17 protein-coding genes are annotated in these 18,639 nt (G+C 72.1%); 10 read left to right on the top strand and 7 right to left on the bottom strand.

The window, feature by feature from the left end; all coding sequences use genetic code 11:
- Nucleotides 1-7 precede the first annotated feature (7 nt).
- The 5 genes from ACWCQM_RS28780 (at nucleotide 8) to ACWCQM_RS28760 (ending at nucleotide 6,715) form a co-directional block, all read left to right on the top strand.
- The gene (locus tag ACWCQM_RS28780) at nucleotides 8-2,227 is read left to right on the top strand and encodes an alpha/beta fold hydrolase (protein ID WP_450918021.1); all 2,220 of its coding nucleotides are present in this window, start codon (nucleotides 8-10) and stop codon (nucleotides 2,225-2,227) included.
- Nucleotides 2,224-3,294 carry an ABC transporter permease gene (locus tag ACWCQM_RS28775; protein WP_450918020.1) on the top strand — a complete coding sequence of 357 codons (1,071 nt, stop codon included), beginning with the start codon at nucleotides 2,224-2,226 and terminating at the stop codon, nucleotides 3,292-3,294. Before ACWCQM_RS28780 ends, ACWCQM_RS28775 begins: the two co-directional genes overlap by 4 nt.
- Nucleotides 3,291-4,121: an ABC transporter permease gene (locus ACWCQM_RS28770; RefSeq protein WP_450918019.1), complete on the top strand. Its 831-nt coding sequence runs from the start codon at nucleotides 3,291-3,293 to the stop codon at nucleotides 4,119-4,121. Before ACWCQM_RS28775 ends, ACWCQM_RS28770 begins: the two co-directional genes overlap by 4 nt.
- On the top strand, nucleotides 4,121-6,034 hold the full coding sequence (locus tag ACWCQM_RS28765; RefSeq protein WP_450918018.1) for an ABC transporter ATP-binding protein: 1,914 nt from the start codon (nucleotides 4,121-4,123) through the stop codon (nucleotides 6,032-6,034). The genes ACWCQM_RS28770 and ACWCQM_RS28765 overlap by 1 nt, the downstream gene beginning before the upstream one ends.
- Before the next feature lie 72 nt (nucleotides 6,035-6,106).
- The gene (locus ACWCQM_RS28760) at nucleotides 6,107-6,715 is read left to right on the top strand and encodes a helix-turn-helix domain-containing protein (RefSeq protein WP_450918017.1); all 609 of its coding nucleotides are present in this window, start codon (nucleotides 6,107-6,109) and stop codon (nucleotides 6,713-6,715) included.
- Between the two features lie 60 nt (nucleotides 6,716-6,775).
- Here the strand turns inward: ACWCQM_RS28760 and ACWCQM_RS28755 are convergent, their stop codons facing one another.
- The gene (locus ACWCQM_RS28755; protein WP_450918016.1) at nucleotides 6,776-7,795 is read right to left on the bottom strand and encodes a bile acid:sodium symporter family protein; all 1,020 of its coding nucleotides are present in this window, start codon (nucleotides 7,793-7,795) and stop codon (nucleotides 6,776-6,778) included.
- Between the two features lie 90 nt (nucleotides 7,796-7,885).
- Entirely contained in the window at nucleotides 7,886-8,515 is a 630-nt protein-coding gene (locus tag ACWCQM_RS28750) for a DUF4232 domain-containing protein (RefSeq protein WP_450918015.1), read from the bottom strand.
- Nucleotides 8,516-8,660: 145 nt separating this feature from the next.
- On the opposite strand from ACWCQM_RS28750, the gene ACWCQM_RS28745 reads away from it, so the two are divergent.
- From ACWCQM_RS28745 to ACWCQM_RS28730, 4 genes are all read left to right on the top strand, one after another.
- Complete coding sequence (locus tag ACWCQM_RS28745; RefSeq protein WP_450918014.1) at nucleotides 8,661-9,215, top strand: NUDIX domain-containing protein; 555 nt, start codon at nucleotides 8,661-8,663, stop codon at nucleotides 9,213-9,215.
- Nucleotides 9,216-9,317: 102 nt separating this feature from the next.
- A complete protein-coding gene (gene manD / locus ACWCQM_RS28740) occupies nucleotides 9,318-10,532 on the top strand; it encodes a D-mannonate dehydratase ManD (RefSeq protein WP_450918013.1) in 1,215 nt (404 codons plus the stop codon).
- A 128-nt stretch (nucleotides 10,533-10,660) separates the two neighbouring features.
- The gene (locus ACWCQM_RS28735) at nucleotides 10,661-11,227 is read left to right on the top strand and encodes a PadR family transcriptional regulator (RefSeq protein WP_450918012.1); all 567 of its coding nucleotides are present in this window, start codon (nucleotides 10,661-10,663) and stop codon (nucleotides 11,225-11,227) included.
- Nucleotides 11,228-11,275: 48 nt separating this feature from the next.
- Nucleotides 11,276-12,994 (top strand): acyl-CoA dehydrogenase family protein, encoded by a 1,719-nt coding sequence (locus tag ACWCQM_RS28730; RefSeq protein ID WP_450918011.1) that lies wholly within the window; start codon nucleotides 11,276-11,278, stop codon nucleotides 12,992-12,994.
- 130 nt (nucleotides 12,995-13,124) lie between these two features.
- On the opposite strand, the gene ACWCQM_RS28725 is transcribed toward ACWCQM_RS28730, so the two are convergent.
- On the bottom strand, nucleotides 13,125-13,424 hold the full coding sequence (locus tag ACWCQM_RS28725; RefSeq protein WP_450918010.1) for a DUF5133 domain-containing protein: 300 nt from the start codon (nucleotides 13,422-13,424) through the stop codon (nucleotides 13,125-13,127).
- Between the two features lie 200 nt (nucleotides 13,425-13,624).
- Between ACWCQM_RS28725 and ACWCQM_RS28720 the strand changes: the two genes are divergently transcribed.
- Nucleotides 13,625-14,296 carry a DUF998 domain-containing protein gene (locus ACWCQM_RS28720; RefSeq protein ID WP_450918009.1) on the top strand — a complete coding sequence of 224 codons (672 nt, stop codon included), beginning with the start codon at nucleotides 13,625-13,627 and terminating at the stop codon, nucleotides 14,294-14,296.
- Nucleotides 14,297-14,375: 79 nt separating this feature from the next.
- Here ACWCQM_RS28720 and ACWCQM_RS28715 read toward each other — a convergent pair whose 3' ends face one another.
- The 4 genes from ACWCQM_RS28715 to ACWCQM_RS28700 all read right to left on the bottom strand — a co-directional run bounded on the left by ACWCQM_RS28715 (nucleotide 14,376) and on the right by ACWCQM_RS28700 (nucleotide 18,618).
- Nucleotides 14,376-15,191 carry an SAM-dependent methyltransferase gene (locus ACWCQM_RS28715; RefSeq protein WP_450918008.1) on the bottom strand — a complete coding sequence of 272 codons (816 nt, stop codon included), beginning with the start codon at nucleotides 15,189-15,191 and terminating at the stop codon, nucleotides 14,376-14,378.
- 180 nt (nucleotides 15,192-15,371) lie between these two features.
- A complete protein-coding gene (locus ACWCQM_RS28710; protein ID WP_450918007.1) occupies nucleotides 15,372-16,361 on the bottom strand; it encodes a polysaccharide deacetylase family protein in 990 nt (329 codons plus the stop codon).
- A gap of 94 nt (nucleotides 16,362-16,455) precedes the next feature.
- Nucleotides 16,456-17,373, bottom strand: a complete 918-nt coding sequence (locus ACWCQM_RS28705) for a glycoside hydrolase family 11 protein (RefSeq protein ID WP_450918044.1) — start codon at nucleotides 17,371-17,373, stop codon at nucleotides 16,456-16,458.
- Nucleotides 17,374-17,940: 567 nt separating this feature from the next.
- Complete coding sequence (locus tag ACWCQM_RS28700) at nucleotides 17,941-18,618, bottom strand: potassium-transporting ATPase subunit C (protein WP_450918006.1); 678 nt, start codon at nucleotides 18,616-18,618, stop codon at nucleotides 17,941-17,943.
- Between the last annotated feature and the right edge of the window lie 21 nt (nucleotides 18,619-18,639).

Here is an 18,639-nt window from a genome sequence, read left to right as displayed (position 1 = left end):
GAGACACATGACCGGCACAGCCGTGCCATCGCAGCGGCCCGCCGCACCCGCCGTGCGGCGTGCCCGCGAGGCGACGCTGCGGCTGACGCACCCGGTCGAAGCCCGGATCAGCCCCGACGGCCGGACGGTCGCGGTCACCGCCGCGGGCCCGCTCCGCACCGAACTGGTGCTGTCGGCCGTCCCGGAGGCGTTCCACGACGCCCCCGGGGCCCCGGAGCCGGGGAGCCCCCGGGACTCCGCCGGAGCGCCGGTGCCCGTGGGCCCCCGGGACGTCTCCGTGGACCGGCACAGCCCCCGCTGGCTGCCCGGCTCCCGTACCCTGCTGCACATCGCGGAAGCGGCGGACGGCGGACACCCGGAGCTGGCCGCACTCGACACGAGGACCGGAACCGTCCGCACCGTCGCCACCGCCCCCGGCGCGGTGGAGGAACTCCTCGTCTCCGACGACGGCACCCGCGCGCTGCTGCTCTGCGCGGAGGACGGCGCCGAGCGCGACGGCATGAACCTGGGGCTGCCCGTGCGGCTCGGCGCCGCACCCGCCCCCGAACACTTCACCGCGGACAGCGGCCGCCGCTCCGTCTGGACGGTCGAACTGGCCGACGGCACGGTGCGCGCGGCGGGCCCCGCCGGTCTGACCGTGTGGAACGTGGCCTGGCGCGGCGGCACCACCGCCGTCGCCACGGTCTCCGAGGAGACCCTGCCCGCCGGCTACTACGACGCCCGGCTCGCCGAACTCGACCTGTCGGCCCGCACCGCGCGCACGCTGCACATCCCGGACGGACAGCTCGCCGCGCCCGCGCTCTCCGCCGACGGACGGCTCGCGGCGGTGTGCGAGGGGATATCCATCGTCTCCGGCCGCCCCCTCCTGGTGGACCTCGGCTCCGGCACCGTACGCACCCTGGAGGACGTCGAGGACGCCACCTGGCTCCAGTTCGACGACCGGGCGGCGCCGGGCACCCTCTGGCACGCGGGATGGGACGGCACCGGCTCCCTGGTCGGGCGCGCCGGTACACGGCTCTGGTCCGACGAGGCCACGCTGAGCGGAGCGGGCTTCCAGCCCGCGCTGTCGCTCGACGCGTCGGGCCGGCTCGCGGCGACGGTGCTCGACGCACCCGGGCGCCCCGCCGAGGCGGTCGTCACCCGCACCGACGGTCCCGGTGCCTGGGACTGGACGCCCGTCACCTCGCTCAACCACGGTGCGGGACACTCACCGACGCGGACCACCGCGACGACCTGGAGCTCCGACGACGGCCGGCAGGTCCGGGGGCTCCTGCTCCGGGCCGCAGGGCCCATCGACGGCGAACCCCGCCCCCTCGCGGTGCTGGTGCACGGCGGACCGGCCTGGCTCTGGTCCTCCATGTACGCTCCCGGCGACGTGCTCGGCCTGGCCCCCGCGCTGGCCGAGGCCGGCTATCTCGTCCTGCTCCCCAACCCGCGCGGCAGCAGCGGCGCCGGCCGGGAGCACGCGCGCGCGGTCGTCGGCGACGTCGGGGGCGGCGACCTGGAGGACGTGCTCTCCGGGGTCCGCCACCTCGTCGCCGAAGGCCTCGCCGACCCGGACAGGGTCGCCGTGCTCGGCCACAGCTACGGCGGACACCTCGCCGCCCTCGCCGCCGCAAGGACCGACGTGTTCGCGGCAGCCGTCGTGGTGTCAGCCCCCACGAACTGGCTCAGCTTCACCCACACCAGCAACATCGGCGGCGGATACGACCGCACCTACCGCATCGGCTCCCCCCGGGACCCCATGGAATGGTGCCGGCGGTCCGCCGTGTTCGCCCAGGGCGGCAGCGGTACGCCGACGCTGATCGTGCACGGCGCCGAGGACCGGGTCACCCCGGTCGGCCAGGCCCACGAGCTCTACCGCTCGCTGCTGCGCGCCGGCCGGGCCCCCGCCGAACTGCTGGTGTATCCGGGCGAAGGCCACGAGTTCACCGACCCCGCCCACCTCCTCGACGCCGTCACCCGAGTCGGGGAATGGCTCGACACCCACCTCGGCGGGGCCGTCCCGGCACCGCCGTCCACAGCCGCCGCACCGGGGCCGGCTTCCCCCGGCCCGAACCCCCGTGCGGCTTCCCCGGCCGTGCCGGAGGACGACTTCCCCCGGTCCACCTCCGGCACGGCCACCCCTTCCGCCCCCGGCACGGCCACCCCTTCCGCCCCCGGCACGTCCGAGTCGGCCCCCGGCACGGCCGATCCGCTGCCCGGCCCGTCCGAGGAGCGCCGATGACCGCCGTACGCGTGGGCGCGCGCCTTCGCGCCGGGCTGCCCCTCGGCTTCGTACTGCGCAGGATCGCGGGCACGGCCGTCCTGCTCCTCATCCTGTCCGTCGCCGTCTTCGCCCTGCTCCAGGCCGCCCCCGGCGACCCCGCGCAGACCCTGCTCGGCCCGCGCAGCGCGACCCCCGAGGCGCTGTCCGCCGTACGCGCCCGCTACCACCTCGACAGCCCGCTGGCCGCCCAGTACTGGTACTGGCTCAGCGACGCGGTCCGACTCGACCTGGGCACCTCCATCCGCACCGGCGAGAGCGTCGCCTCCGCGATCGGCGGCCGGCTCGTGCTGACCGGTCAGCTGGTCGGCCTCGGTCTGCTCGTCGCCCTCCTGCTCGGACTCCCGCTGGGCGTCCTGGCCGGGCTGCGCAACCGGCGCACCACCGACCGGGCGGTCCAGAGCCTGGGCGTGATCGCGCTGTCCACACCCGCCTTCGCCAGCGGACTCGTGCTCATCTACGTGTTCTCGCTGATGCTGGGCTGGTTCCCCGCGTACGGCCCGGGCGAGGGCTCCGACCGCCTCACCCACCTGGTACTGCCCGGCGTGGCGCTCGGCCTCGCGGTCACGGCGGTGCTGCTCAAACTCACCCGTGCCGCGGTCGTACGCGAACTGGAGCGCGAGCACGTCACCTTCGCCCGCGCCCGGGGTGTACGGGAGCGGGACATCCTGCTCCACTACGTGCTGCGCGGCACGCTGGTCCCGGTGCTCACCGGGGTGAGCCTCGTCATCGCCTACCTGCTCGCGGGCACCGTCATGGTGGAACAGGTCTTCGCCCTCCCGGGCCTCGGCTCGCTCCTCGTCGACTCCGTCACCTTCCGGGACGTGCCCGTCGTCCAGGCCGAGGCGCTGCTGCTCGCGGCCCTCGTCTGCGCCGCCAATCTCGTCACCGACCTGGTCCAGCCCCTGCTGGACCCGCGTCTGCAGACCGCGCCCGCCCCGAAGGCGCCCCGGCCCGGAGCGCCAGAGGCGGCCCAGGGGCAGCCCACGCCCGCGCTCGCCGGAGCCATCGAGAAGGACGGCCGATGAGTACCCGTACACGCCGCTTCCCCGGCGCCTCACCCCTGGTCCTGTGCGGCGGCGCCGTACTGCTCCTGCTGGCGCTCGCCGCGGCCCTGGGGCAGACGCTCCTGCCCGGCTGGGACACCCAGGACCTGGCCACCGGCGCCACGATGCCCGGCGCCGGACACCTGCTCGGCACCGACGAGCTGGGCCGCGACATCGCCTCCATGGTGGTCGCGGGCGCACGCTCCACGCTGGTGGGCGCGGCCCTGGTGGCGGGGGGCTCGATGGTCATCGGCAATGTGCTCGGGCTGCTCGCCGGTTACCGGGGCGGCTGGATCGACGCCCTCGTACGCCGATGGGCCGACCTGCTGCTCGCGCTCCCCGCCCTGCTGGTGACGATCGTCGTCGCGGGCATCGGCGGCGGAGGTTACGCGCTCGCGGTCTGTGTGCTGGTGGTCCTCACCTCGCCCGCCGACATCCGGCTGGTCAGGTCCTCCGTCCTGGAACAGCGCCACCGGGCCTACGTCGAGGCCGCCGAGACGCTCGGGCTGTCACGCTTCTCCGTGATGACCCGGCACATCTGGCCGAACGTCCTGCCGGTGGCCGTCGCGAACGCCCTGCTCAACTTCGCGGGTGCCGTCGTCGCCCTCAGCTCGCTCTCCTTCCTCGGCCTCGGTGTGCCGCCCGGCGCCCCCGACTGGGGACGGATGCTCTCCGAGAACCGCACGCTGCTGTACGACAACCCGTCCGCCGCGCTGGCACCCGCCGTGCTCATCGTCCTGGCGGCCGTGGCGCTCAACCTCCTCGGCGACCGGCTGTTCGAGGCGTTCTCCGACCGAGGGAGGTCCTGATGACAGCGCGCGGGGCAACCGTGTCCGCCGTCCCCGCGAAGGCCGCGGAGCCGGACGGGCCCCTGCTCGCCGTGGACGGGCTGAGGGTCGCGGCGACGGCGGGCTCCGACGGGCCCGTCACCATCCTGGACGGCGTCGGTCTGACGGTCGGCCGGGGCGAGTGCGTCGGCATCGTCGGCGAGTCGGGCAGCGGCAAGTCGCTGGCGATGCGCGCCGTCGCCGGACTGCTGCCCCCGGGCACCGCGGCCACCGGCGGCTCGGTGCGGATCGCGGGCCAGGAGGTCCTGGACCTCACCCCGCGAGCCCGCCACGCGCTGCGCGGACGCCGCGTCACCCTGCTGATGCAGGACCCGTTCACCATGCTCCACCCCCAGCTGACCTGCGGACGCCAGATCGCCGACGGCCTGCGCGAGCGCCACGGCGCGCTGCGCGGACGCCGGAACGCGCCGGCCCGCCGCGCCGAGGTGGTGCGCAGGCTGGCCGAGGTCGGGCTCGGCTCCGAGGTCGCCGACCGCCATCCGCACGAACTGTCCGGCGGCATGCGCCAGCGGGTCGCCGCTGCGGCAGCCCTCGCCGGGGACCCCGAACTGCTGATCGCCGACGAGCCCACGACCGCGCTCGACGCCGCGAACCAGCAGGCGGTGCTCGACCTCCTGCGCGGCCTCCAGCGCGACCGGGGCATGGGACTCGTCCTCATCAGCCACGACCTGCGGGTCGCGTTCTCCGCCTGCGACCGGGTGTACGTGCTGTACGCGGGCGCGGTGCTGGAGCAGGGCCGGCCGGACGAGCTGGAAGCGTCGCCCGCTCACCCCTACACCGCCGGACTGCTGGCCTCCGAGCCCTCGGTCCGCACGCGCTTCGCCGAACTGCCCGCCCTGCCCGGCTTCGTGCCCCCGCCCGGACAGCGCACCGGTGGCTGCCCGTTCGCCGGCCGGTGCGCCCACGCGGCGCCCGAGTGCCGGACCACCCCGCTCGCACTGCGGACCGTCGCGGGGGACCGGCAGTCCGCCTGCCTGCGGCTGCCCGAGATCGGCGCGGCCCTGGCGGCGCCGGGCGACCGCACGCCCGCGACCGACGCCGCGCCCGCTCCGGTGCGGGACGAGGAAGCGGTGCTGGCCGTCACCTCCGTGGACCGGACGTTCCGTTCGTCGGGCGGCGACCACCAGGCCCTGCGGGACGTGAGCCTCACGGTCGCCCCCGGCTCCGTGACGGCCCTGGTGGGGGAGTCCGGTTCGGGGAAGACGACGCTCGCCCGGATCGCCATCGGCCTGGAGACGTTCGACAGCGGCAGCGTACGGACCGGAGGCATCGCGCTGCCGCAGGGCCGCCGCCCCGGCACGGCGGACCGGCGCGCTCTCGCGGGCCAGGCGCAGATCGTCTTCCAGGACCCGTACTCCTCGCTCAACCCCCTGCGCACGGTGGGCGCGACGCTGCGCGAGGCACTGGCCGCCCGGACGGGAGGGCGCGCCCGTGACATCGCCGCCTCCGACGTGGAGCGGCTGCTCTCCCAGGTCGGGCTGCCCCTCCCGTACGCCGCCCGCCGTCCGGCCGCGCTCTCCGGCGGAGAACGCCAGCGGGTGGCGCTGGCCAGGGCGCTGGCCGCCCGGCCCCGCCTGCTGATCTGCGACGAGGCGGTCGCGGCCCTCGACGTCTCGGTCCAGGCCCAGCTGCTGAACCTGCTGGACTCGCTCAGGCGCAGCGAGGGGTTCGCGATCCTCTTCATCACGCACGACCTGGCGGTGGTACGGCAGATCGCCGACCGGGTGGCGGTCATGTACCAGGGGCGGATCGTCGAGGAGGGAAGCGTGGGCGAGGTGCTCGACGCCCCGGTCCATCCGTGGACCGGGCGGATGCTCGACGCACTGCCCGGACGGACGGTTGGCCACGGGTCCGCAGGCGCCGACGAGGGCTGACGGACCGACAGGCGCACCGCTAGAGTGAGGCGCTGACCTGCGCCTGCCCGAGACCGCGAGGAGGAACGGAACGTGGACACACCCGTCACGGCGACCCTGCCCGCACCGGCGCGCCCGCAGACTCCGCAGGCCGGACCCGGGACCGTACGGTCGTCGCTGGCGTCCAACCTCAACCGCCGCAGGCTGGCCCGGGGGCTGAGCCTGCGTGAGCTCTCGGCCGCGACCGGTGTGAGCAAGGGGCTGCTCTCCCAGATCGAGCGAGCCGAGGCGAACCCGACGGTCGATGTGCTGGTGCGGATCGCCGACGTACTGGAGACCAGCGCCACGGACCTGCTGCGGCAGCCGATGCTGCGTCCCGAGATCATCCGCGCCGGGGAGCTGCACGAGCCGGACGACGAGACCTCGGTCAATCTGCTCTTCGCGGGCCGGGGAGAGGGCCGCATCGAGATCTACCGTTCACGGCTGCACCCGCACGGCACCAGCCAGGTCAGCTCGCACGGCACGGACTCCGTCGAATATGTGACCGTGCTGTCCGGCAGGGCGACCCTGGTGGTGGACGACGTCCCCCACCAGTTGGAGACGGGCGACACCGCACGGTTCTCCGGGCTCAGCAGCCACTACTACACGACGCAGGACTCACCCGCCGTGACCCAGACGATCGTGAGCTACCCAGGCGACTGACGGTCACCGCGCCGGAGCGCCCGGCCGGGTCGGTCCCGGCCGGGCGCTCCGGCGCGTCTGTCAGGCGCTGTTGGCGGTCGCGGTGCCCAGCGCGGGACCGGCGCCCTCGGACGCCGCCTCGTCGCGCCGTGACCGGTGGGCCATCCAGGCGGCGACCAGGGCGCCCGAGATGTTGTGCCACACGGAGAACACCGCGGCGGGCAGGGCGGCCAGCGGGCTGAAGTGGGCGGTCGCCAGCGAGGCGGCGAGCCCGGAGTTCTGCATGCCGACCTCGAAGGCCATGGCGCGGCTGGCGGGCTTGCCCAGCCTGGCCGCCTTGCCCGCGGCGTAGCCCAGCGCGAGTCCGAGGCCGTTGTGCAGCACCACGGCTATCAGCACGGTGAGCGCGGCCGACTTGATCATGCTGGCGCTGCCCGCCACCACGGCGCAGACGATCGCGGCGACGGCCAGCGAGGACAGCCACGGCATGACGCTCAGCACCCGGTCGACGAGCCGGCCCGCGACGAGCCGCACCACCAGACCGCCGATGACCGGAAGCAGCACGGTCTTGAGGATGTCCGTGATCATCGAACCGGCGTCCACCGGCAGATAGGCACCGGCCAGCAGCAGCGTGAGCGGGGGCGTCACCAGAGGGGCCACCAGCGTGGAGACGGTGGCCACGGAGACCGAGAGCGCCACGTCGCCACGGGCCAGGAAGGTCACGACGTTTGACGCGGTCCCGCTCGGCGCGCAGCCGACCAGGATGAGACCGGCGGCGAGCTGCGGAGGCAGCCCGAGCAGATGGGCGATGGCCCAGCCGAGACCCGGCATGATCACGTAGTGCGCGACGAGGCCGATCGCCACGGCCCACGGACGCCTCGCCACACCCCTGAAGTCGAGCGGGGTCATCGTCAGACCCATGCAGAACATGACGATGCCCAGCAGGTACGGAACCGATTCCGTCCAGCCGGCGAACGTCCCGGGAGTGACGAGACCGGCCACGCCCGCCACGAGTACGAGGACGGGGAACACCGTGACGGCGCGCCGGGCCCCCTTGTCGTCGGACACGGCTTGATCAGGGGTTTTCTGTTCGGTTTGCACAGCCGCGATGAGACTCCCGGGGCCCCCGCCTCCGCAAGCGCGTCTCACCATCCGGACGATGTGTCCAGGATGTGTGCAAGCAGTGAGCTCCTACTTGCCCGAACCGACCGGGTCCACGGTGATGCGCCGGGCCGAGCCCGTGTCCGCCGGAACGCTGACGGAGAGGGGCATGGTGTGCGAGTGGGTCTCGTCCGGCGGAGTCACGACCGCCGAGGTGAAGGTGGTGCCCGAACCGCCGCCGAGGTTCGGCGGGAAGCGCAGGGAGAAGTGGGTGCCCTGACCGGGCGCCAGGGTGACCGTCGGGGCCTTCCGGTCGCTGCGCACGGCGCTCACGGTGCCGTCCTCGCCCTTGAGGTCCAGGCCGGGGAAACCGCGCATCGAACAGGCGCTGTGCCCGGTGTTCTCGAGGTGGATCAGCACCTCACCCTCCGCCATGCCGCCGGAACTGCTGAAGGAGAGCTGGGAGGTCAGGCAGAGGCCGCCCGCACCGGAGGAGGGCTCCCGCGGAGGTGTCGAGGCCGACGCCGTCGTGTCCCCGCCGCCGTCCGCGCCCGGGCTCGTGGAGTCGGGTGCGGTGGAGGGTGAGGGCAGCGAGGCGGGCGCTTCGGCGGCGGCGTTGTCGCTGCCGCCCCGCCCGCCGCCGTCCTTGCCGCCGCACGCGCCGAGCGAGAGGGCCGCCGCGACGGCGACGACTGCTGCGGATGTCCTGTGAAGACGCATGAGCTCCCCCGGGGTGAGTCATCGGCCGTTCCTCGCGAGCATGTACATGCCTAATGCAGTCTCGTTCCCCTTCGGCGCGCTCCCATGCGCACCGGGGCGGGGTGTGTCCCCGTTTGCCGTCCCGCGCGCGGGACATGATCCGGTCGTGACCGAGAGCCGTGAAGCGCTGGAGTGGACGCTGAAGAGCGAGCGTCCGGGATTCGCCGGCCATCTGAGGGTGCGGTGCCGTACGTATGTGCAGCCCGACGGCAAGGACTCGGACTGGGACGTCCTGGAGGGCTCGCCCACGGTCGCCGTCGTCGCGTTCACGGAGGGCGGCGACGGCATCCTCGTACGCCAGTACAGACCGGGACCCGGCAAGGTGCTGGCCGAACTGCCCGGTGGCGGGATCGAGCCGGGTGAGGACGTGCTGCACGCGGCGGTGCGGGAGCTCCTGGAGGAGACCGGGTTCCGCGCGGGCACCGCCGAGGTCGTCATGCGGACGTACCTCGCGTCCTACGCGACCCATGTGCGGTACGGGGTGCTGGCAAGGGACTGCCGAAAGGTCGCCGAACCCACCCCGGACGCCGAGGAGTTCGTCGAGCCGGTCACCCTGGCCCGGGACGCGTACGTGGCCCACATCCTCAGTGGTGAGTACACCGACACCGACATGGGGCTAGCGGGCCTCGTCGCCGCCGGGCTGCTCCGCACGACGGACTGATCACCCTCCCGCGCGGTGCTCCCCGCCGTGGTGCGAGGGTTGACCCGGGTGCAGAGGGCTGAGCCGGTCCGCCCCGCCCATCGCATCGGAGAGTGCAGCAGCATGAAGATCGTCGACGCGACGGTGGTCGTCACCAGCCCCGGACGCAACTTCGTCACGCTGAAGCTGACGACGGACGAGGGCCTCACCGGCCTGGGCGACGCCACGCTCAACGGCAGGGAGATGGCCGTCGTCGGCTACCTCACCGACCATGTCGTCCCGCTGCTCACCGGTCTCGATCCGCACCGGATCGAGGACACCTGGCAGTTCCTCTACCGCGGCGCCTACTGGCGGCGCGGACCGGTGACGATGGCAGCGCTCGCCGCCGTCGACGTCGCACTGTGGGACATCAAGGCCAAGGCCGCGGGGCTGCCGCTCTACCAGCTCCTCGGAGGCGCGAGCCGTGAGCGCATCCGCGCCTACGGGCACGCCAACGGCGCGGACATCCCGGAGCTGCTCGACTCGGTGCGGGCACGGCTCGCCGAGGGCTATCAGGCGGTACGCGTCCAGTCGGGCGTCCCCGGTCTGAAGGCCGTGTACGGGGTGCACACCACGAACGACGACGGCTCACCCGTGCTCCACCAGCAGGCCAGGCCGCTGGTCGAGGACTGGGACACCGACGCCTACCTCCGCCACGTCCCCGCCGTCTTCGAGGCGGTACGCGCGGAGTTCGGCGCCGAACTGCCGCTGCTCCACGACGCGCACCACCGCCTCACACCGGCTCAGGCGGCACGGCTCGGCAAGGACCTGGAGCCGTACAGGCCGTTCTGGCTGGAGGACTGCACACCCGCCGAGAACCAGGAGGCCTTCCGCCTGGTGCGCCGCCACACCACCACCCCGCTGGCGGTGGGGGAGGTCTTCAACACCGTTCAGGATTACCAGACCCTGATCACGGAACAGCTGATCGACTACGTCAGGTCGGCCGTCACCCACTTCGGGGGCGTGACCCCGCTGCGGAAGCTCTTCGACTTCGCCGCGCTCTACCAGATCAGCACGGCGGTGCACGGCCCCCAGGACATCTCCCCGGTGGGCATGGCCGCTGCCCTCCACCTCGACCTGGCCGTCCACAACTTCGGCATCCAGGAGTACGTGGGCCACGCGCCGGCGACCGAGGAGGTCTTCCGGCACGCCTACACCTTCGCCGACGGGCACCTGCACCCCGGCGAGGCCCCCGGTATCGGGGTGGAGATCGACGAGCGGGCGGCGGCCGCGCACCCGTACGAGGCCGCCTATCTGCCCGTCAACCGGCTCCAGGACGGCACGGTCCACGACTGGTGACCGGTGCTCGGGGGGATGCCGGCCGCGGACCGGCGCCGCCCGCGTGCTCGCGGCGGCGGCCGGGTGAGGCGTGTCTCACCCGGCCGCAGGCGCTTGCTATGCAACCAGTTGCATAGAACGATCGGGGCATGGCGCTCGAACACGCGATCCTCGTCTCCCTGCTGGAACAGCCGGGCTCCGGCTACGAGCTGGCCCGGAGGTTCGAGCGGTCCATCGGATACTTCTGGACCGCCACGCACCAGCAGATCTACCGCGTGCTCAAGCGCATGGAGGGCGACGGTCTGCTCGATGTGCGGGACGTCCCGCAGGAACGCAGGCCGGACAAGAAGGAGTACTCCGTCGCCGGCCCGGGCCGTGCCGCGCTCTCCCTCTGGCTGCACGAGCCGATCGAACCCGAGAGCCTGCGCCACGATCTCGCCGTGAAGATCCGCGGCGCGGCCTTCGACGACCCGGGCGCGCTGGTCCGCGAGGTCGAGCGGCACCACCAGGTGCACAGCGAACGGCTCGCCCACTACCTCGCCGGGGAACTGCGTGACTTCACCGGCCCCGACGCCCCCGTACCGCTCGACGCCGGCCAGGAGCTCCAGCACGTCGTGCTGCGCGGCGGCATCGCGTACGAGCGCATGACGGTCGCCTGGCTCGACGACGTACTCGCCACGCTCGACCGGCTCGGCGGCGCACGCCCGCGCACCTGAACCACCCGCACCCCCTCCCACCCGTACCCCTCCGGAAGGCGGACCACCATGGCCGACCCGCTGCTGTTCAACCCGCGTGCCTACGACCCGGCACACTTCGACCCCGAGACGCGCAGGCTGCTCCGCGCCACCGTCGACTGGTTCGAGGCGCGAGGCAAGCGCCGGCTCATCGAGGACTACCGGTCCCGCGCCTGGCTGGGTGACTTCCTCGACTTCGCCGCGAAGGAAGGCCTGTTCGCCACCTTCCTCACGCCCGCGTCCGCCGCCGAGGGCGAGGGCCGGCGCTGGGACACCGCCCGGATCGCCGCGCTCAACGAGATTTTCGGGTTCTACGGACTCGACTACTGGTACGCCTGGCAGGTGACCATCCTCGGTCTCGGCCCGGTCTGGCAGAGCGACAACGAGGCCGCGCGGAGCCGCGCGGCCCGGCTGCTCGCCGAGGGAGAGGTGTTCGCCTTCGGCCTGTCGGAGAAGGCGCACGGCGCCGACATCTACTCCACCGACATGCTCCTGGAGCCGGACGGCGACGGCGGCTTCCGCGCCACCGGCTCCAAGTACTACATAGGCAACGGCAACGCCGCAGGTCTCGTCTCCGTCTTCGGTCGCCGCACCGACGTCGAAGGCCCCGACGGCTACGTCTTCTTCGCCGCCGACAGCCGCCACCCGGACTACCACCTGGTGAAGAACGTCGTCGACTCCTCCAAGTACGTCAGCGAGTTCCGCCTCGACGGCTACCCGGTCGGTCCCGACGACGTCCTGCACACCGGCCGCGCCGCCTTCGACGCCGCCCTCAACACCGTCAACGTGGGCAAGTTCAACCTCTGCACCGCCTCGATCGGCATCTGCGAGCACGCGATGTACGAGGCCGTCACCCACGCCCACAACCGCATCCTCTACGGCCGTCCCGTCACCGCGTTCCCGCACGTGCGCCGTGAGCTGACCGACGCCTACGTCCGGCTCGTCGGCATGAAGCTGTTCAGCGACCGCGCCGTCGACTACTTCCGCTCCGCCGGGCCCGACGACCGCCGGTACCTCCTGTTCAACCCGATGACGAAGATGAAGGTGACCACGGAGGGCGAGAAGGTCGTCGACCTGATGTGGGACGTCGTCGCGGCCAAGGGCTTCGAGAAGGACACCTACTTCGCGCAGGCCGCCGTGGAGATCCGGGGCCTGCCCAAGCTGGAGGGCACGGTCCACGTCAACCTCGCCCTCATCCTGAAGTTCATGCGCAACCACCTGCTGGACCCCGTGGGATACGAGCCCGTGGGGACCCGTCTGGACGCGGCGGACGACGCGTTCCTCTTCCGGCAGGGTCCGGCCCGCGGCCTCGGCTCCGTACGCTTCCACGACTGGCGCCCGGCCTACGACGCCTACGCCTCGGTGCCCAACGTCGCCCGCTTCCGGGAACAGGCGGACGCGCTCTGCGACTTCGTGTCACGCATCGCGCCCGACGAGCGGCAGAGCCGGGACCTCGACTTCCTGCTCTCCGTCGGGCAGCTCTTCGCTCTGGTCGTCCACGGCCAGCTGATCCTGGAGCAGGCCCGGCTGACCGGTCTGGACGAGGACGTGCTCGACGAACTGTTCTCCGTACTCGTCCGTGACTTCTCCGCGAACGCCGTCGAACTGCACGGCAAGGACTCCGCCACCGGCGCGCAGCAGGACTGGGCCATCGCGGCGGTACGCCGTCCGGTCGTCGACGAGGCGCGTGCCGCCCGGGTCTGGGAGCGGGTCGAGGCGCTGTCGGGGGCGTACGAGATGAACCCGTAGCCCGTCCGTTCACCCGCAGGCTGGACGTGCGCCGCACCCGTACGGCCGCCACGGTGCCGGCGGTCGCGGGTGCGGCGCTGGTGGTGCAGCAGTTCGTCTGACCGGCTCGGTGCACGCCGGTGACGGCAGGTCAGACGGTGCGCAGGCGGGGTGCGGCCCCGTCAGGACCGGTGCCGGCGCGGCGTTCCCCGGGCTGCGTACCGACGGTCCGGCGGAGCGCGGGGGAGTCCGTTGTCCGCATGCCGAGCATGGCGTCCGCGGCGTCGAGGGCCTGCGGTACGGCCTGGGTGCCCGTCATCACGCACAGGGTGTAGGCGGCGTCCTCCGCCGCACGGGCGGTCGCGGCAGTGGAGCGGCGCGCGTCCTCGATACGGGCGTCGGCATAGCGGGCCAGAGCCACTCGGAGGTCCTGAGGACCGGGTTTCAGCACAGCGGGTTCCCCTCGTTCTGTTCGGATCCACGTCGGGTGCGGCGCGCCGGGACACGGGGCCGTCGTCCGGCCCGGCCGATCGGTGCGGTCACACGCCACTGTGTGACCAGGCGTCACGCGCCTACCCGCTCGCGAGCGGAGTACGCCCGCTCCCGCGTGTGCACCGTCCGACTCGGGCCCGGGCGTTCTACCGTTCACCGATGCGGTCTGTCTCCTGGTGGGTCCTGTTCTCCTCGGTGTGTGCCCCGATCCTCCTCGTCGGCGGCTGGGCCGTCTCGGCGGAGCTCCAGGGGCCCGGTTACGATCCCGCGAGGGCCACGATCAGCATCCTCGCCGCCGACGGCGCCGACGGGTACTGGGTGATGACGTCCGCCCTGCTCGCCCTGGGAGCCTGCCACGTGGTCACCGCGTGCGGGCTGCGACCCGCCGCAGCGTTCGGACGGGTGGCACTGGCCGGCGGCGGAGTCTCCGCGATGCTGCTGGCCCTGTTCCCGGCACCGAGCAGTGGTGGCTCGTTCGCCCACGGCGTGGTCGTGGCCGTGGGCTTCTCGCTGCTCGCGGTGTGGCCGGTCCTCGCCGTGCGGCGGGACGCCTTCGTACGCCGGAGCGCGCCGGCACGCGAACTGCCCGGCAGACTGCAATCGGTGGACCCGAGCGCCGCGAGGACGGCGCCCTGGGGACTGCGGCCCGTGCCGTCCGTGACGGCCGCCGCGCTGATGTGGATCGGGGGCGGCTGGTTCCTGCTCGCCCTGTTCTACCTGGACACGGCCGGTGCCGCCGAGCGTGTCATCACCTTCGCCCAGTCGTTCTGGCCGCTCGTCGTGGTCGTCTCGTGCTTCCGGCACGCCGACGACGAGGGACGACTGGCATGACCGGCCGACCACGCGACCGGCCCGCCGCCCGGTACTGGCCGGGGCGGCGGGCCGGTGGCACGGTGCTCCGCGCGGGTGGCTACGGCTTGCGGCCCACGGCCACGTATCCGGCGCTGACGATGTCGTCCTGGCCGGGAACGGGCTCACCGAGGCCGGGGTGCCAGGCCTCCGCCGCCACGATGCCGGGATCGACGATGTCGAGCCGGTCGAAGAAGCGGGAGAACTGGTCGCGGGTGCGGGGCGCCAGGGTGAGCGTGTTGGCCTTGTACAGCTCGTCGACCTTGCGCGCCTCCTCGGGGTGGAAGTCCGCGGTGAGGTGCGAGATCACCAGGTGGCTGCCCGGCGCGAGCACATCGGTCAGCCGGTCCACCAGCTCGTAGGCGCCGTCCTCGTCGCTCACGAAGTGCAGCAGCGAGATCAGCGAGAGCGCCACGGGCTGGTCGAAGTCCAGCGTCTTCCCCGCGTGTTCGAGGATGGAGTCGACCTCCCTCGCGTCCGCCTGTACGTAGTCGATGGCACCCTCCGGCGTCCCCTTCAGCAACGCTGCCGCGTGGGCCAGCACGATCGGGTCGTTGTCGCAGTAGACGACCCGGGTGGAGGGCGCCTCCTGCTGCGCCACCTGGTGGAGGTTGGGCTCGGTGGGGATACCCGTGCCGATGTCGAGGAACTGCCGGATTCCCTGGCCGGTCAGCCAGCGGGTGGCGCGGTGCATGAACGCGCGGTTCACCTTCGCCATGACGGGGACGCTGGGCTCGACGAGGAGCATCTGCCGGCCCATCGCCTCGTCCACCGGATAGTTGTCCTTGCCGCCGAGGAACCAGTCGTACATCCGCGCGGGATGAGGTCTGCTGGTGTCGATGCGCAGGGCGGGGGCATCGTTCTCCGGTCGGGACATGGCGGGCTCCTGGGTGTGCGCGACTGCGGATGATCAGCTTTCGAACAGAATAGGGAACACGAGCGGTGAACGGGCCGGGGAGAGCCAACTCGTGGGCAGGAGAGGGATAACGTTTCGGTCCTCCGGCCGGAAGCGGGGCGGCGTGTGGGGCCGCCGCCCCTGACGGTGGGTGATGAGGTGTCAGCTCGCGGTGCAGGAGACGGTGGGCCAGGTCCAGTTGCCGTTGGCCTGGATGGTGGCGCCGAAGTTGTTGCCGTTGCCGTTGGGTTTGGCGGTGAGGACCTGGGAGCTGGGGTAGCTCGCGGTGGTGTTCCAGGTGGAGAGGACCTTGGCGGGTGAGGGGACGTTCATGGTGACGGTCCAGTTGCTGGAGCCGGTGACCGCGACGTTGAGGTTGTAGCGGTCGCTCCACTTCTCGCCCGCCGTCACGGTGGCGGTGCAGCCGCCGGAACCGCCACCGCCGGTGCCGCCGCCGTCGGGAGCCACCGCGCGCCCGGTCTGCGGGGAGATCATGCCCGCGCAGAGCCCTCGGCTCGCCAGGCCCTGGGCGATGCGGGGGATCGCGGCGAGCGTGTTGGCCGGCCAGTCGTGCATGAGGATGACCTGGCCGTCGGTGAGCCGCGCGTTGGCCTGCACGATGGCGTCGGTGCTCGCGTTGTTCCAGTCCTGCGAGTCGACGTCCCAGATCACCTGCGTCAGACCGTACTTGGCGGCGACCGACTGCACCGTCGCGTTGGTCTCACCGTACGGAGGGCGGAACAGCTTCGGCGTCCCGCCGCCACCGGCGGCGACGGCCTGCTGGGTACGCGAGATCTCGGAGTCGATCTGTGCCTGGCTCAGCTGGGTCAGATGCGGGTGGGTGTAGCTGTGGTTCGCGACCCACATCCCCGCGTCGACCTGGGCCTTGACCTGGGCCGGGTTGGCGGCGGCGTACTGGCCCTGGTTGAACATCGTGGCCCGCAGCCCGTTCTGCCTGAGGGCGTTGAGCAGTCCCGGGGTGCTGCCCGACGGGCCGTCGTCGAAGGTGAGGCCGACGTAACCGTTGCAGGCCGCGGCGGTGGCGGCGTGCGAGGGCGTGGTGTCGGCCGCGACGGCGGCCGTCGCGGTCAGGGCGGCGACGGACAGTGCCGTGACCGCGGATCGTACGGACAGGCGCGGCGTGGTCTGCATGCGGGTGAGTCCTCCTCGTCCAGGTGGGACATCGGCGGGTCCGGAAGCGGGGCGGCGTGTGGGGCCGCCGCCCCTGTGGGTGGGTGGTGGTGGGTCAGCTCGCGGTGCAGGAGACGGTGGGCCAGGTCCAGTTGCCGTTGGCCTGGATGGTGGCGCCGAAGTTGTTGCCGTTGCCGTTGGGTTTGGCGGTGAGGACCTGGGAGCTGGGGTAGCTCGCGGTGGTGTTCCAGGTGGAGAGGACCTTGGCGGGTGAGGGGACGTTCATGGTGACGGTCCAGTTGCTGGAGCCGGTGACCGCGACGTTGAGGTTGTAGCGGTCGCTCCACTTCTCGCCCGCTGTCACGGTGGCGGTGCAGCCGCCGCCTCCTCCTCCGCCGGTACCCCCACCGCCGGAGGAACTGCCCACGGTGATGTTGGAGTTGCCGCTGCTCTGATAGCCCTCGGTGGCCATGATCATGTAGTTGAAGGTGCCCAGGTTCATCCCGTAGCGGGCCCACGCGTCGAAGTGGTTGCCGGTGGTGATGGTGCCGCCGGTGCGCTTCGACTGCCGGACGCTCCAGAACTGCTTGAACGTCTTGGTGCCTTCGATGGACGGTGCGTTGACGCGCGTCGTCTCGTAGATGTCGTACGTGCCGCCGTCGCTCGTGACGGTGCCCTTGAAGGTGCCCGTCGGGCGGTAGGTGCCCCAGTTGTCGACGATGTAGTACTCCACCAGCGGGTTCGTCGACCAGCCGTACAGCGTCAGATAGGCGTTGCCCGACGGGTTGAAGGTGCCCGAGTAGGTCACGCTCCTGCGGCCGCCGGTGCTCCAGCCCTTCCCGGCCACGAAGTTCCCGGTGTTGCTCCACGAGGTGCTGTAGCTGCCCGCGGACGCCAGGTTCATCGAGACCGAGCCGGGGCTGTCGGTCCAGAAGGAGTAGTAGTAGCCGTTGTTGGTGCCGGTCTGGTTGGAGTTCACGACCGTGTCGGCGTTGGCGGTGCCGGGCAGTGCCAGGACGGCGACGGTGGCCATCGCCAGGGCGAAGGCATTGCGGACGATCCGTCTGAACCTGCTGCTCGTACGGCTCGTCGACCGTGCGGGTGCGTCGTTCATGTGCGGCTTTCCTCCTCTTCCTCGTGAGGCCGGCGGGTTCCGGGCAGCACGGGACGCCCTGCGAGGGGTGTCGGTGTGCATGCGGCCGACGTCGGACCGCGCGTCGTTCGGTGTGTCCGCGGTGCGTCGATCGAGCGGAACCCTGCCGGAGTGCCGGTCCCAAGTGGGCCCGGATCGACAGTGGTTGAGGTCTGTCGACGGCGAACAGTGTTGATCTGGCCCTGTGGACTGTCAATGGTTTCGACAGAGATTACGAAAGCGTCGATGTGGGACCGAACGTGGCTCCAGTGCATTCCAGCAGTTCAGGTGGAGTGTCCCTGGATATCGGTTCGTTGGCATGCAAATGGGCGAGAGAATGTCGATCGGTTTGAGGGGCTAAGTAGTTCGAAAGTTTCGGTGCTCTTTCGGTCCCGGGTGCGCCGAACGGCGGCCACCGCGCATCAGGATGCGCGGTGGCCGCCGTTCGCCGTGGGCCCGTGCGGGCGGTCAGCCCTTGCCTAGGTCCTTGAGTGCGATGTTGAGCTCCAGCACGTTGACCCGGGGCTCGCCCATGAAGCCGAGGATGCGGCCCTCGGTGTGCTCGGACACGAGCTTCGCGACCTGTTGCACGGGAAGGCCGTTCCGCTGGGCGACACGGTGGACCTGGAGCTCGGCGTAGGCCGGGGAGATGTCCGGGTCCAGGCCCGAGCCGGAGGACGTGACGGCGTCGGCGGGCACGTCCTGCGGCCGCACCGTGTAGCCCGGGACGGAGTTGTCCGCCACGACGGCCGCCTTCGCGTCCGTGACCCACTCCACCAGCTCCGTGTTGTCCGCGGCCCGGTTGGTGGCACCGGAGAGGATCAGCGAGTACTGGAGGTTGACGCTGTTGCTGCCCAGGCCGTTGGAGGGGCGCGGCTGGAACCACTTCAGGTCCGGCTTCGCCGCCTCCTCCGGGTCGTCGGGGTTCTGCTTCGGCAGGTTGTAGGTCTGCCCGATCAGCGACGACCCGACGGTGCGCCCGCTCGCGTCGGTGATCTCGGAACCGTTGGCCTTGTCGTTGAAGAGCGCCTGCGCGACGCCCGTGACGGCGAGCGGGTAGAGGACGCCGCAGACGACGGTCAGGACGAGGAGGGCGCGCAGCCCCGCCCCCAGCAGCCGGGCGGTGTTCTTGAGTGAGGTGTTCATGGCTGATCAGCCGTTTCTGGG

This window comes from Streptomyces sp. NPDC002125 (assembly GCF_053593715.1).
Note: the sequence above shows the minus strand (reverse complement) of the source record. Positions and strands in the feature narration are given on the sequence as shown.